This window comes from Chryseomicrobium aureum, from assembly GCF_016909155.1.
In the GTDB taxonomy this organism is placed as follows: Bacteria; Bacillota; Bacilli; order Bacillales_A; family Planococcaceae; genus Chryseomicrobium; species Chryseomicrobium aureum.
In genome coordinates, this window is record NZ_JAFBFG010000023.1 from 12,757 (window position 1) to 26,856 (window position 14,100).

The following is a 14,100-nucleotide window of genomic DNA, read 5'->3' on the forward strand; positions in this document are numbered from 1 at the left end:
CCTGTCCTACTCTACATGTCGAATATGAAGATTTGATGAAAATCCAGATAATTTCAATCGTAAGTTCAAAGATTAGCCGGTCAATCCGTTTTCATTTACAGTAAAAGTGGTTCAAAATATTTTGAAAGTGGTGGAAAAGCATGAAATTCACTCTGATCCAGCAAAACGATACACATGGGTGCCTGGAATTGCACAATGAACTCTATTGGAGCACCGAAGGGCCGGTGCTAAAAAAAGCGGGAGGATTGGCAAGAATCAGCCGGTACGTCAAAACCCTGAAAAAAGAACAGGAAAATGTCCTGTTCTTTGATGGCGGAGACCTGTTCCACGGGACATTGCCCCTTGTGGCCAGTAAAGGGGAAGCGATTTTGCCGCTCCTGGAGAAGATGGACATCGACGGCTTCGTACCGGGAAACTGGGATTACGCGTACGGCAAAAAACAGCTTCGGAATTTGACAGACAGACTCCCTTTCCCTGCTCTTTCCTGCAATGTGAAAGATGAGGATACAAAGGCAAATTTTTTCATCCCTTATGTCATCAAAGAGTTGAACGGAGTAAAAGTCGGAGTGGTTGGCTTGACTTATCCGTATGTCGATATCACCATGCCTCCTGATTTTTCAAAAGGATTAAGTTTTTCAACCGGGGTTGAAGAAATGCGGCAATGCGTCGCGGAACTGAAGGAAAAGGCTGATGTCATTGTCCTGCTGAGCCATATGGGCCTTCCACTGGATGCCCAACTGGTGTCGCTGGTGAGCGGCATAGACATTGTCCTTTCCGGACACAGCCATGACCGGGTGACAAAACCAATCGTCCGGAATGGCACTTGTATCGTGCAGGCCGGTTCCAGCTCCTCTTTTATCGGGCATCTGGATGTCGAAGTCCAGAACGGCAAAATAACAGACATTCAATACAGGCTCGTCGACATCGATGAACAGTTCGGGGAAGATGAAGAAGTTAAAGAGCTTGTCGAAGAAATTCTCTCCGCTTATACAACAGAAAGAGAGACGGTGGCCGGGGGGACGAAAACGGTCCTTCACCGCATGACTTTGGAAGAAGCGCCTATGGACAAACTGATAACGGATGCGTACCTGGCCGCTTTCGAAAGCGACCTTGCTTTTTCCCACGGCTGGCGGTACGGCCCTCCCATGGATGCGGGTCCGCTTACCCTTTATGATTTGCATACCATCATTCCAACAAATCCCGAACTGTTCACTCTGGAGCTTACCGGGGAAGAGTTGTGGGATGCGCTGGAAAATAACCTGGAAACAGTCCATTCCGCTGATCCCTTTGAACAAAAAGGCGGCTATGTCCTCCGATCGAGCGGCTTGAAAATGACGTATAAACCTTATAATCCAAAAGGGCACCGCATTCAAAGCCTGACAATCGTGGGTGAAGACTGGCAGCCTGCTAAACGGTACCGGGTTGTCGGCGGCGGAAGCCAGACGTTCAAAAAGCACGAAGACAGGAAACAGTACCGCAACATCCACGCGATTGATGTCATCGGGTCATTCCTTCAGGAAAAAGGCCCTTACGAAATGAAAAAAGGCGCGGATGTCGTTACGGTATAAAGTTTTTTCGAACACGAAAAGGAATTCTACGAAGAAATCGGTTCAAAAGGCGGAGAAAACAGCAATAGCGGTGGGAATAACAACGGTGGCAATTCATAATAGAAGACATTTAAAAGGGAGAAGGTTTCTTTACCCACTTTCCTTGCAGCACATAAATAAAGCTCTACTTTTTTCTATAAATGTGGAAGCTTACATGCACGTAATCAATAAGATAGTATAGAACTAAGTCATTTCATAAGGAATTTGTCATTGGTTTCTGTATGGCATGCGAATCAACTGTCAAACAGAAGATACTTAACATGAAGGGAAAGAATGCAATGTTACGCAATAAAGAGCTGCATGATTTTTTATGCGAGCGAAACGCAGGGCTGACCGAGCAATGGTATGAATCACTGGATAAAAACCAAGGGGGCATCTATGGCTCCATAAACCCAAACATCATTGAAAAGCTGAAGCAGCAAAACATTGAATTTCATAACCGGTTTTGTTCGATGTTCATCAAGGAATACGAAGAGTTCCTGGAAGATTTCCAGGACTGGATTGTCCGCACCGCAAGAGATGAAGATCGCTTATCGACACCCACGACAGCCGTGCTGCAAGACTTTTTCCAGACCCAGAAACAATACCTTCAGCTGGTTGAAGAATTTGCTTCCATTCAAGGAGATCGCGTCTCAAAGGAACAGCTGATTGCCTGGAATCAAGGAATTACGGCGACCATCAACGACCTTCTGCTGGAATTCACAACCCAGACGGCCATCGCGGCTGAAAAGAAACTGAACGCCCAGCAAGAATTAATCGTTGAAATGAGTGCGCCGGTTATCCTGCTGACCAAAGACACCGGGTTGCTGCCATTGGTCGGCGAAATCAGTACATACCGGGCGCAGATCATGTTTGAAAAAGCGTTGCAGCAAAGTACCGAATATCACCTCGAACGGTTATTCATTGATTTATCGGGAGTTCCCATCATCGACACGATGGTGGCTCATCAGATTTTCCAACTCATCGATGGATTACGAATCATCGGGGTCAAAACAGCACTTGCGGGCATCAGTCCGGACATTGCACAGACCGCTATCCAGCTAGGCATCAACTTTAGGGAGATTGAGGTCTATAACACATTGGCACAGGCCATGAAGCTGAAAAACCTGGAGATTCAGGGAAGATGAAGTGACACGAGCAAGTGATTGAAAAAACAGTTGTCGAATCAAGTCGATTTTCAGCCTAATTATCTCGTAAAACGCGCTTGAGGAACAATCGACCGTTTGCTGGGCTTATTTCATTCTTGAGTCATTTTCCTCTTTTGATTGGTAAAGGAAAAGGGCATGATATACCGGAATTAAATGGCTAGCCTTAGATTCTCTAGGCTTTTCTTAGTCACTTTCCAAAGCGAAAAGAGAATGCCAAATGAATAAAGAACATATACAAGCGCTACTGGAAACCATCTGTCAATACAACAATGTCCGGATTACCCAAACTTTTGCCAAAGACGACATTGACTAGATTCTGGTCAAATGCGTTCCGCACACAGAGACACTCGAATTAACTTATCTGCAGACGGGAAGTGTCGAATGCTATAAATCGATACAGCAAGCTGTAGAAATCATCTATAACTCTCTTTATTCTCCAGTAGATTTCTGATCGCTTAACAGGATGATGAAAACCAAAAGGAAGACAAGCAGCCGAATTATTAGCTGCTCGTCTTCCCTTTTTTTAATATTCTAACTACATAAAGCACTTCCGATAACCTCATGATATGTAAACTAGTTTCTGTTCAAAATCCCAGTTCTAAATACTATAAATTCTTTTTTGCTTTTTAATCCTTTTTATTATTTTTAAAGTTATCTTTGATTTACTCTCAAAGTGTTACTCCAAACTATTTTTTTTCGAATACTCAACTTGAGTCAATGTTATAGGATTGTCCCCTTCTTTTCCATAAGTTGCAAAATACTTTACTTCTTCCTCTAACAAGTTCCACGCCATGACCTCGTTTACAACAATCTTAAAGGCTTCTTCTTGGGTTTCATTGTTTGGGTCATACGCTTTGATCCAGTATTCTTCAGAATCATTAGAATGACCTTTTTCAATCACAACTAACATTGAAGTAGTAGACGAATATGGACCTCCACAAGCTGTCATTAACGCTACAACGCTTATTAGGATAATCATCCTTAAAATTTTCCCCACAGTCATCCCCCTTTTAAAAAACTATTTTCATTTTGCGAGTGTCGAAAATGCACATAAGTTATATTTGGTCATACTAGTATTGGTTCTAAATTTCTCTTAGAGATTTAATTGAGACTTTTTCTATTCTTATATCTGAAGTATAGAATTAGAACTTATAATTCAAATATACTTAAAATTTAAATTAATATCTAGGTAATTCTGGAAATAAAACCGTTCGTAAAAGTAGACTTTTACGACCAACGATTAGACTTCTCTTTCTAATTCAAATACACGTCCGTAAATATTAGATAATTATTTACGAACGTTTACCTTATTCATATCATTATTACGAACGCCATTGGTTACAGTTACATCAAATTGTAATTTCGAATTATTTAGATACTTTGTCTTTAACAACAGCCTTATTGAAAGTATGGATTAGTAATTTAGTATTCAATATACAGTAAGGGGTTGGGCAGCTAGGGGTTTACGACTTGGTTGCCCGTTTTGTGACCTGCGGACCGTGTTTTGTGACCCGAGCGAGCGTTTCTGTGTCCTCAAAACTCATTTGTGTGCCCTGAGTCATGTTATGGAAACTAAACACCCGGCTCCACTAAAAAATCAGCACCCTCTCTCAATCTAAGTTTGAGAAAAGATACTGATTTATGCGCGCAGCGAGTTATTCCGGATGTACGAAGTTTTCAAGAATTTGTCGCACTTCAGCCGTCGATTTTGTATACATCAACTGGTTGCGCAACTCTCCTGCACCTCGGAAGCCTTTTACATAAATTTTGAAGAAGCGATGCAATCCCGAAATCGAACGTGGCACTTCCTCTGCGTACTTGTCTTGCAAGTCCAACTGATAACGAAGCAAGTCGAGATACTCTTGACTTGTATGTTCCCGTGGCTCTTTTTCGAACGCAAATGGATTTTTGAAAATCCCGCGCCCGATCATGACACCATCAATCCCATACTTCTCTGCAAGCTCAAGACCTTTTGCACGGTCCGGAATGTCTCCATTGATTGTTAGCATCGTGTTCGGCGCAATCTCATCACGTAATGCTTTGATTTCCGGAATGAGCTCCCAGTGCGCATCGACTTGACTCATCTCTTTCCGCGTACGTAAATGAATCGACAAGTTGGCAATATCTTGCTTCAAAATATGCGCGAGCCACTCTTTCCACTCCTCAATCTCCGAATAACCAAGACGCGTCTTCACACTAACAGGAAGACCTCCAGCTTTTGCAGCTTCAATTAGCTCAGCTGCGGTATCTGGACGAAGAATCAAACCGCTTCCTTTTCCACGTGTTGCGACATTTGGTACGGGGCACCCCATATTAATATCAATGCCTTTATAGCCCATCTCGGCCATTCCAATACTCATTTGGCGGAAATAATCCGGATTGTCTCCCCAAATGTGTGCGACCATCGGCTGTTCATCTTCTGTGAACGTCAGACGGCCACGGACGCTCTGGATACCATCTGGGTGGCAATAGCTATCGGAGTTCGTAAATTCTGTAAAGAACACATCAGGACGGCCTGCTTTCGCGACGACATGGCGAAACACAACATCGGTCACATCTTCCATCGGCGCTAATACAAAAAATGGACGCGGCAACTCCTGCCAAAAATTTTCTTTCAACATGTTGTAAATCCTCCTACAAATGAAACCATTGTTTCTAAATCGTTAAATATGTCACGCACTCGACATGCGTTGTATGTGGGAACATATCCACCGGCTGTACTTCGTGCACTTTGTAACCACCATCTTCTAACAGGCGCAAGTCACGAGCGAGCGTTGCTGGGTTACAAGATACATACACAATGCGGCGAGGTTTATGTTCAATCAGTGTGTCAATCAACTTACCATCCAACCCTTTTCGAGGTGGATCGACAACGACGACATCTGGAAGTTTTCCGTCTTCATACCACTGCGTAATCACATCTTCTGCTGCTCCGACTTCAAACTCAGCGTTTGTAAAACCATTCAGTTCTGCATTGCGGCGGGCATCTTCCACTGCTTGTGGTACGATTTCGACACCCAGAACTTGTTTTGCTTGTTGTGCGAGGAACAACGAGATCGTTCCAATTCCGCAATACGCGTCCATCACCGTTTCGTTCCCTGTCAGACCTGCTACTTCAAGTGCTTTTTGGTAGAGCACGTTTGTCTGAAGCGGATTGATTTGATAGAACGAGCGAGCAGATATTTCAAATTGAATATCTCCGATGGAATCGACGATATGCGATTTTCCCCAGTGAACAAATGTCTCTTCTCCAAAAATCACATTTGTACGCGTTGGATTGATGTTTTGAACGATCGACACTGTTGTCGGCTCCACTTCAAGAATGAAGTGAATCAAACGTTCAGGTTGTGAAATCTTTTTCGTTTTCGTCACGAGCACGACCATCGTCTCGCCACTTGTGCGACCTTTACGAACGACTAGGTGACGGAGTTGGCCGCGACCTGTCTTCTCATCATAAGGCTCTAAACCAAATTCTACTGCCTGTTCTTTTAAAGCGAGCATCAAGCGGTCGGCTTCTTCACTTTGAATCAAACACGTCGGTGTGTTGGCGATATCATGAGAGCCAGATTTATAAAATCCTGCCACTACGCGACCTTCGTCAACACCAAATGGAATCTGGGATTTATTTCGGTAGCGCCACGGATTGTCCATACCAAGAACAGGAAGAACGGTTGTATGCACTTTGCCGATTCTCTCCATTGCACTTCGCACCTGTTTCTCTTTCATCATCAGTTGTCCCTCGTAGCTAAGGTGTTGCAACTGACAACCACCGCACGAGTCAAACACCGGACAAGGAGCAGCTACTCGGAACGGAGACGACTCGACAATTTCTACAAGCTTTGCGAAACCATATTTTTTCAATGCTTTCACCACATGAACTTCAACTTTTTCATCCGGTAATGCGCCTTTAATAAATATAGGGTAGCCATCGACTTTTGCGACGCCCTGGCCATCATGTGTTAAATCTTCTACAAAAACCGTCAAACGGTCATTTTTCTTTACAGTCATTCTTTAAACCCCGTTCTTTTTTGCATGATTTCTTCATTATAGCATGAAAAAACTCCTGCCGCGGCAGGAGCTGATTCTACTTTTCTTTTCGAATGATTCCGTCTTTAGGCGCCCACCAGAAGACCGCTGCGATGGCACCAAACAGTACAATGAACGGAGCGTAAAAGATAAAAAAGTTTGTCATGATGATATCCTCCTAAGCGTGATTGTCTTCTTTTTTGCCAGCGACATAATCTTTGTTGAATAAGAATAGGCGCAGGAGCAAGTACAGTGACGGTAATAACAAACATAGTCCTGCAATGAACGCAATGATCAGTGCAATCGCCATCGTTTCATTTGTAAACCCATCATAAATCGTTAAATACGGATACAACAAGTACGGTCTGTGCGACCAGCCGTATGCGAAAAAGGCGATAAAGAACTGCCCGACGAGCAACAAGAAAGCCCATCCGTAATTTCGTTTTGTCCACAATAGATACACCGTTCCGAAGAACAGTAATCCAGAAATCAAGAATGCCCACCAGACATCCAAGATATTCGCGTAATGCTCTGGGTTATGTGCACGAAGTTCTACAATGATTCCTGTTGCTGTAATCATCGTCGGCAATGCCCAGATCAATGCGTATTTACGTAGTAACTTCGTAGCACCAGCGTCCTCTGCTTTACTTGCGTACCATGTTAAAAACACAGCCGAAATATAAAGTGTGGCGGCAATGGCTAATACAACGATACTCCATGTTAACGGACTCAAGAACAGGCGGCTATAATCTAGTACCGGTTGGCCATCCACCATATCGATGAATCCACCTTCAGAAATCGTTAATACAACGGAAAGCGACGCAGGGATTAAAATCCCCGCTGCCCCGTACATAAACGAGTAGCCTTTGTGCCCGCGTGAACCGTATGTCTCAAACGCATAGTACGATCCCCGTATCGCGAGCAAGATGATAGCAATACTCGCTGGAACAAGAAGTGTTGTTCCGTAATAAAAGGCGGTCTTCGGGAAGAACCCGATGATTCCTACGAAGAAAAATACGAGGAATACGTTCGTAACTTCCCAAACGGGCGACAAATACCTTTGAATAATATTCGTTAAAATATGTTGGCGATTGGTCAGCAAACTATAGGCGTTGAAGAACCCCGCGCCAAAGTCGATAGACCCAACGATGACATATCCAAATAGGAAGAACCAAAGGACCGTGATCCCTATGATTTCTAATGTCATTTCGTATCACCTTCCAATCGCTCTTGATCTAGTTTGTCTAGCTCTTTTTCAACTGGATTGTTACGGAACATTCTGCGCAAGACGACGACAGAACCAATTCCTAAAATCAAGTACAAGATTGCAAATGCGACGACCATGATATCCACACTTCCACTGGATGTTGCACCTTGTTCAACAGTCATGATTTGATACAAAATCCACGGTTGTCGGCCGACTTCGGTCATCCACCAACCTGCTTGAATCGCAATCATGGAAAGTGGTCCACCTGCCACGATCAACCAGAGAATAAAGCGCGAGTTCGCAAATTTCCATTTACGCCATTTCGCGACAACATAAAAGGCTGATAACATCACCATGAACATTCCGATTGTAATCATGATGTTAAAGAAGTAGTGGATATAGAGCGGTGGTATCTCATCCTCTGGGAATTGATCTAGTCCAATCACTTCTGCATTGGGATCATTGTGTGCAAGAATACTTAATGCGAATGGAATCTTAATCGCATATTTCACTTCTTCTCCGTCTAAAATACCGTAAAGAATAAGTGGCGCAGCTTCAGATGTTTCAAAATGCCATTCAGCAGCCGCTAATTTTTCCGGCTGGTACTCAGCAAGGTATTTACCTGAGAAGTCTCCAATGATTGCAGTGGCTATGGAGAACACAAGTCCAACTTTGACCATTAAGTACACAGCTTTTTTATGATAAATATGGTTCGAGCCTTTTAACAATCGGAAAGCCCCGATTGATGCTAGTACGAAAGCGCTCGTCATCAAGGCGGTCGAGACAACGTGCGCCACTTTCGTCGGCATGGCCGGATTAAACATTGCAAGGAGTGGACTGATGTTGACCAGTTCACCGTCGACCATGTCAAAACCTTGTGGTGCGTTCATAAAAGCGTTCACCATTGTGATGAATACTGCAGACATCGCGGCACCAAACGCAACTGGAACAAGTAACAATAGGTGTTTCTTTTGGTTTTCAAAACGGTCCCACGTATACAAATAGATTCCTAAGAAAATTGCTTCAAAGAAGAAAGCAAATGCTTCTAAAAACAGTGGCAGGGCAATCACTTGGCCGGCAAGCTCCATAAAGTTTGGCCAAAGTAGTGACAACTGGAGTCCGATGGCGGTCCCCGTTACAACTCCGACAGCTACTGTGATTACGAACCCTCGTGCCCAGCGACGGGCAAGTAAAATATAGTGTTCGTCGTTTTTCTTGATTCCCACGTATTGTGCCAGCATGATCATCAGTGGCACCCCTACACCGATTGTGGCGTAGATAATATGGAACGAGAGTGTCATTTCTGTAAGTAGCCGACTAAAAAATACAGCTTCTTCATTTCCCATTTCGTTCACCTCATATAGAGTATTGGCTAACGGTCATTCAACGAGCTTCATGCCTTTATTCTACCCTAGTTGAAGGGGTTTAATCTAATCAGCCGAACTTGTTTTCAGGCAAGTTGTTACAAGGTTATGACGGGTTGTGAAAAGTTCGAAAATTGAGAACAACAGAGGAGAATGGAAACAAAAAAACTAGCCACTCTAAAAAGCTAGAGTAGCTAGTTTAGTTATTAGTCTCTTTCAACGAGATCTTGCTCCGGTAATAAATCTACTGGTGCCATGATTTCAATATGGCGTGCCCAGTTCTCAAAAACTGCAGGCAATGTTCCACCGTATTCTCCGTCGAGATTTAAGGAGACAGTCTCTTCCGACAGGACACGAATCTTTGAAGCTTTGCGGTAAATGACGTGTGGATCATTCAAATGCTCCCCACGAATTGCAAGCGTGGCAAGTCGAATAAACTCTGCCATGTTCACTTTTTTCAAGATGAGCAGAGTAAATTTACCATCGTTGATAATAGCGTCTGGAGCAAGCTTCTCGAAGCCACCGACTGAATTCGTCAAGCCAATTAAGAACATCATGGCTTCTTCTTCAAATACTTCATCATCAAATTCGATGCGTAGTTTCGTTGCGCGAATAGACGGTAACATCTCAATTCCCTTTAAATAATACGCAAGTTGGCCAAGCACCGTCTTTAAACGACTTGGGACTTCATATGTAAGTTCCGTGATGCGTCCCCCACCAGCAATATTGATAAAAAATGTATCGTTCACGTGCCCTACGTCTACCGGTACATACTTACCATCTGTAATAATCTTTACAGCTTGTTGAATGTCACGCGGAATGTGCAAGGCACGTGCAAAGTCATTGGTTGTTCCCATTGGAATCAAACCAAGTTTCGGACGCTCATCAAATAGACTGACGCCTGCTACGACTTCGTTTAGTGTACCATCGCCCCCTGCTGCCACAATCAAATCAAAGCCGTTTTCAACAGCTCGCTTTGCAGCTTCTGTTGCATCACCAGCACCTGTTGTCGCGTGACACGATGTTTCGTAGCCTGCTAGTTCCATTGCTTCTAAAACTTCCGGTAAGTGACGCTTAAACAATTCTCGCCCGGAAGTTGGATTATATATAATTCGTGCACGTTGCATGTACAGAACCTTCTTTCTTCACAACTCTCTCTGCTATAGACAGTATAATACTTTAGCAGGTTCCTTATGAAGGCAATTTTGTGAACCATGCTTCGCGGATGCTGCTATATGTTGCCAAATGAAAGTCTTTGTTTGTCTCTAATTGTGTAGTCAATTCTTCAAAAATGGCACGCTGCGCCTCTTCAAAGCCTTCGCTACCGGCTTCTGGAAGTTTTGCTTTTTCACCCATCACGTACTCTTGCACTAAATCTGCACGAGGCCCCCATGTGGCGATCACTTGTCCTTGTGCATCTAGTAAAAGATATTTTGGAATCGAGCGGCCCCCATTTGTGAGATAGCGATCAATTAATTCTGTATCCGCATCACGTAGCACGACACGTACCTCGACTCCTGCTGCTTCAGTAATTTTACGCAAAATAGCATTGTTCATCATCGCATCTCCGCACCAGTCCTCGGTGATTCCTAAAATGTGGACATTGGATTCAGACAAACGTGTGATAAACTCATCGTCCGCAGGAACTGTGAAGCTTTCGTAGACGTGAAAGGATTGCTCTTTTTTTGTTGTCATTTCGTCCATATAGACTGCAAGTGGACGGCCTTCTTCAAAATACTGTTGTTCTGTTTTCATCAAAAAACCCCTCCTTGACACTAGCATAGCATGAATTCCCAAAAGAAGGCTCGCCCCAAGTCAGGGCGAGCCAGTTTGTTAGCGTTTTTGAATTTCTTCGTTTAGTAATTTGTTGACCATCGGCGGGTTTGCTTGACCTTTTGTTGCTTTCATAATTTGACCGACTAAGAACCCAATTGCACGGTCTTTCCCGTTCTTGAAGTCTTCAATCGACTGTGGATTTGCATCCAATGTTTGAGTCACGATGTCACGCAGTGCACCTTCATCTGAAATCTGTACTAAGCCTTTTGCTTTGACGATTTCATCTGCAGTTCCACCGTTTTCCACCATCTCTTTGAATACTTTTTTGGCGATTTTTGAACTGATTGTTCCATCTTCGATCAACTTCACCATACCTGCAAGACCTTGTGGTGTAAGTTTCGTGTCTTTCAATTCTTTTTGCTCCGCATTCAAGTAGGCTGATACATCCCCCATCAACCAGTTCGTTGATAGTTTCGTGTCTGCTCCTAGTGAAATCGTTTCTTCAAAGAAATCGGACATTTCCTTTGTCAATGTCATTACGCGCGCATCGTATTCTGTCAAGCCAAGTTCGTTCACATAACGCGCTTGGCGAGCATCCGGAAGTTCCGGTAATTCGGAACGAACACGGTCCATCCAAGCATCGTCAATCACAATTTTCACAAGATCTGGCTCTGGGAAGTAGCGGTAGTCATCCGCGCCTTCTTTCACACGCATTAAAATCGTCTTACCAGTAGACTCATCATAACGACGCGTCTCTTGAAGGATTTCCCCTCCATTTTTCAACACTTCCGCTTGGCGAATCTGCTCGTGCTCAAGACCTTTTTTCACGTAGCTAAAGGAGTTCAAGTTCTTCAGTTCTGCTTTTGTTCCAAACTTTTCTTGCCCGTAGGGACGAAGTGAGATGTTCGCGTCACAACGAAGAGATCCTTCTTCCATCTTACAGTCCGAAACACCAGTGAACTGAATGATTGATTTCAGTTTCTCTAAATAGGCGTATGCTTCTTCTGGTGTGCGAATGTCTGGTTCCGATACGATTTCAACAAGAGGCGTTCCTTGACGGTTGAAGTCAACAAGCGAGTAGCCTTTGTCTGTATGCGACAGTTTCCCAGCATCTTCTTCTAAGTGAAGACGAGTGATCCCGATACGCTTTGTTTTGCCATCTACTTCAATTTCAATCCAGCCGTTTTCACCAATTGGCTTATCAAATTGCGAGATTTGATACGCTTTTGGATTGTCTGGGTAGAAGTAGTTTTTACGATCAAATTTTGTGACAGGTGCAATATCCATGTTCAGTGCCATTGCAGCACGCATTCCCCATTCAACAGCCGTTTTGTTAACGACTGGAAGAACACCTGGATACCCAAGGTCGATCACGTGTGTATTTGTGTTTGGTTCTGCTCCAAAGTGCGCTGGAGAGGGAGAGAACATCTTCGATTCAGTTTTCAATTCTACGTGGACTTCAAGTCCGATAATTGTTTCAAAATTCATTATGCCTTTACCTCCCATAAAGCCGGAGTCTGTTTGTGAAACTCAGTTGTCGACTCGTAGGCAGATGCCACTTGATAAATTGTCGCTTCATCGAAATGCTTTCCGATGATTTGAAGACCGAGTGGTAACCCGTCTGCAGCAAAGCCACAAGGAATCGAGATTCCAGGGACGCCTGCAAGGTTGACAGGGATTGTTAAAATATCATTTGCATACATTGTTAATGGATCGTCGACATTTTCGCCTACTTTAAACGCAGGTGTTGGTGTCGTAGGTCCTACAATGACGTCGTAGTTTTCAAATACGTTTTCGAAGTCTTGCTTGATCAATGTGCGGACTTTTTGTGCTTTCAAGTAGTATGCATCATACGAACCGGCACTTAGTGAATACGTACCTAACATAATACGACGCTTCACTTCATCACCAAATCCTTGTGCACGCGTCATTTTATAAAGCTCTAACAAGTTCTTCGCTTCTTCTGCACGGTAGCCGTAACGGATGCCGTCAAAACGCGCTAAGTTTGAGGATGCTTCAGATGAAGACAATAGATAGTAAGTCGCTAACGCATACTCAGAGTGAGGAAGAGATACTTCTTCCCAAACCGCTCCTTGCGCTTCTAGCACTTTCAAGGCTTCTAAGACAGATGCGCGTACTTCTTCACTGACACCTTCGCCCATATATTCTTTAGGCACGCCGATGCGTAATCCTTTGATCGATTTGCCGATTGCTTCTGAGAATTTTGGAACCTCAACGTTTGCTGATGTTGAGTCCATTTCGTCCACACCAGAAATCGCTTCAAGAAGTAGAGCATTGTCTTCAACAGTACGTGTGATGGGTCCGATTTGGTCTAAAGAAGACGCAAACGCAATCAATCCAAAACGAGACACGCGACCGTACGTTGGTTTCATTCCAACAACCCCACAGAATGCTGCCGGTTGACGGATTGAACCACCTGTATCAGACCCTAATGCAAATGGTACTTCGCCTGCTGCTACTGCAGCTGCAGAGCCACCCGATGAACCACCCGGAACATGTGCTAAATTCCAAGGGTTTTTCGTTTTTTTGTATGCTGAGTTTTCATTCGATGAACCCATAGCGAATTCATCCATGTTGATTTTCCCAACGGTGATCATACCCGCTTCGCGAAGTTTGCGTACTACAGTCGCATCGTAGATTGGATTGAAACCTTCTAGAATTTTACTAGAAGCTGTTGTTTCGATTCCTTCAGTCACGATGTTGTCTTTCAAACCGATAGGCAAACCAAACAGTGGCCCACGCTCTTCAAACGGCGTTGTTTCCAGTTCATCTGCTTGCTTCAGTGCGTTTTCTTTATTTAATACAAGGAACGCCTGAACCTCTGCGTCCACTGCTTCAATTTGTTCAAAAGCATGTTCTGTTACTTGACGAACAGAAACTTCTTTTGCTGCAAGTTTTTGTTGCAGCTCTTTTGCTGTATGTGTAAAATAAGCCAATTTCAGTCCGCCTCT

12 protein-coding genes and 1 pseudogene are annotated in these 14,100 nt (G+C 43.8%); 3 read left to right on the forward strand and 10 right to left on the reverse strand.

From position 1 onward, the window contains the following. Window positions 1–140 precede the first annotated feature (140 nt). The 3 genes and pseudogenes from JOD03_RS12715 to JOD03_RS12725 all read left to right on the forward strand — a co-directional run bounded on the left by JOD03_RS12715 (window position 141) and on the right by JOD03_RS12725 (window position 2,734). A complete protein-coding gene (locus tag JOD03_RS12715) occupies window positions 141–1,568 on the forward strand; it encodes a bifunctional metallophosphatase/5'-nucleotidase (RefSeq protein WP_204591690.1) in 1,428 nt (475 codons plus the stop codon). A 6-nt stretch (window positions 1,569–1,574) separates the two neighbouring features. Beyond that, window positions 1,575–1,667, forward strand: a pseudogene (locus JOD03_RS13935) (KGG domain-containing protein); the annotation flags it as partial. Between the two features lie 200 nt (window positions 1,668–1,867). Next, window positions 1,868–2,734, forward strand: a complete 867-nt coding sequence (locus JOD03_RS12725; RefSeq protein ID WP_239584983.1) for an STAS domain-containing protein — start codon at window positions 1,868–1,870, stop codon at window positions 2,732–2,734. Between the two features lie 697 nt (window positions 2,735–3,431). On the opposite strand, the gene JOD03_RS12730 is transcribed toward JOD03_RS12725, so the two are convergent. The 10 genes from JOD03_RS12730 to gatA all read right to left on the reverse strand — a co-directional run bounded on the left by JOD03_RS12730 (window position 3,432) and on the right by gatA (window position 14,085). Continuing rightward, window positions 3,432–3,752: a hypothetical protein gene (locus JOD03_RS12730; protein ID WP_204591693.1), complete on the reverse strand. Its 321-nt coding sequence runs from the start codon at window positions 3,750–3,752 to the stop codon at window positions 3,432–3,434. Between the two features lie 658 nt (window positions 3,753–4,410). Beyond that, on the reverse strand, window positions 4,411–5,373 hold the full coding sequence (locus JOD03_RS12735; RefSeq protein ID WP_204591750.1) for a tRNA dihydrouridine synthase: 963 nt from the start codon (window positions 5,371–5,373) through the stop codon (window positions 4,411–4,413). Between the two features lie 37 nt (window positions 5,374–5,410). Further along, the gene (gene rlmD / locus JOD03_RS12740; RefSeq protein WP_204591694.1) at window positions 5,411–6,763 is read right to left on the reverse strand and encodes a 23S rRNA (uracil(1939)-C(5))-methyltransferase RlmD; all 1,353 of its coding nucleotides are present in this window, start codon (window positions 6,761–6,763) and stop codon (window positions 5,411–5,413) included. 76 nt (window positions 6,764–6,839) lie between these two features. After that, window positions 6,840–6,947 (reverse strand): cytochrome bd oxidase small subunit CydS family protein, encoded by a 108-nt coding sequence (gene cydS, locus JOD03_RS13940; protein ID WP_392455889.1) that lies wholly within the window; start codon window positions 6,945–6,947, stop codon window positions 6,840–6,842. Between the two features lie 12 nt (window positions 6,948–6,959). Then, a complete protein-coding gene (locus tag JOD03_RS12745; RefSeq protein ID WP_204591695.1) occupies window positions 6,960–7,988 on the reverse strand; it encodes a cytochrome d ubiquinol oxidase subunit II in 1,029 nt (342 codons plus the stop codon). Further along, on the reverse strand, window positions 7,985–9,334 hold the full coding sequence (locus JOD03_RS12750; RefSeq protein ID WP_204591696.1) for a cytochrome ubiquinol oxidase subunit I: 1,350 nt from the start codon (window positions 9,332–9,334) through the stop codon (window positions 7,985–7,987). Before JOD03_RS12750 ends, JOD03_RS12745 begins: the two co-directional genes overlap by 4 nt. Window positions 9,335–9,558: 224 nt before the next feature. Then, complete coding sequence (locus tag JOD03_RS12755; protein ID WP_204591697.1) at window positions 9,559–10,479, reverse strand: diacylglycerol kinase; 921 nt, start codon at window positions 10,477–10,479, stop codon at window positions 9,559–9,561. A 64-nt stretch (window positions 10,480–10,543) separates the two neighbouring features. Further along, complete coding sequence (locus JOD03_RS12760; protein ID WP_204591698.1) at window positions 10,544–11,107, reverse strand: thioredoxin family protein; 564 nt, start codon at window positions 11,105–11,107, stop codon at window positions 10,544–10,546. 78 nt (window positions 11,108–11,185) lie between these two features. Continuing rightward, window positions 11,186–12,616, reverse strand: a complete 1,431-nt coding sequence (gene gatB, locus JOD03_RS12765) for an Asp-tRNA(Asn)/Glu-tRNA(Gln) amidotransferase subunit GatB (protein WP_204591700.1) — start codon at window positions 12,614–12,616, stop codon at window positions 11,186–11,188. Then, a complete protein-coding gene (gene gatA / locus JOD03_RS12770; protein ID WP_204591702.1) occupies window positions 12,616–14,085 on the reverse strand; it encodes an Asp-tRNA(Asn)/Glu-tRNA(Gln) amidotransferase subunit GatA in 1,470 nt (489 codons plus the stop codon). The genes gatB and gatA overlap by 1 nt, the downstream gene beginning before the upstream one ends. Between the last annotated feature and the right edge of the window lie 15 nt (window positions 14,086–14,100).

Coding starts and splice junctions, on each gene's coding strand:
- JOD03_RS12755 (WP_204591697.1), bottom strand. CDS start 10,479: ATGCAACGTGCACGAATTATATATAATCCAACTTCCGGGCGAGAATTG.
- JOD03_RS12745 (WP_204591695.1), bottom strand. CDS start 7,988: ATGACATTAGAAATCATAGGGATCACGGTCCTTTGGTTCTTCCTATTT.
- JOD03_RS12725 (WP_239584983.1), top strand. CDS start 1,868: ATGAAGGGAAAGAATGCAATGTTACGCAATAAAGAGCTGCATGATTTT.
- JOD03_RS12715 (WP_204591690.1), top strand. CDS start 141: ATGAAATTCACTCTGATCCAGCAAAACGATACACATGGGTGCCTGGAA.
- JOD03_RS12750 (WP_204591696.1), bottom strand. CDS start 9,334: ATGGGAAATGAAGAAGCTGTATTTTTTAGTCGGCTACTTACAGAAATG.
- cydS (WP_392455889.1), bottom strand. CDS start 6,947: ATGACAAACTTTTTTATCTTTTACGCTCCGTTCATTGTACTGTTTGGT.
- rlmD (WP_204591694.1), bottom strand. CDS start 6,763: ATGACTGTAAAGAAAAATGACCGTTTGACGGTTTTTGTAGAAGATTTA.
- gatB (WP_204591700.1), bottom strand. CDS start 12,616: ATGAATTTTGAAACAATTATCGGACTTGAAGTCCACGTAGAATTGAAA.
- JOD03_RS12760 (WP_204591698.1), bottom strand. CDS start 11,107: ATGAAAACAGAACAACAGTATTTTGAAGAAGGCCGTCCACTTGCAGTC.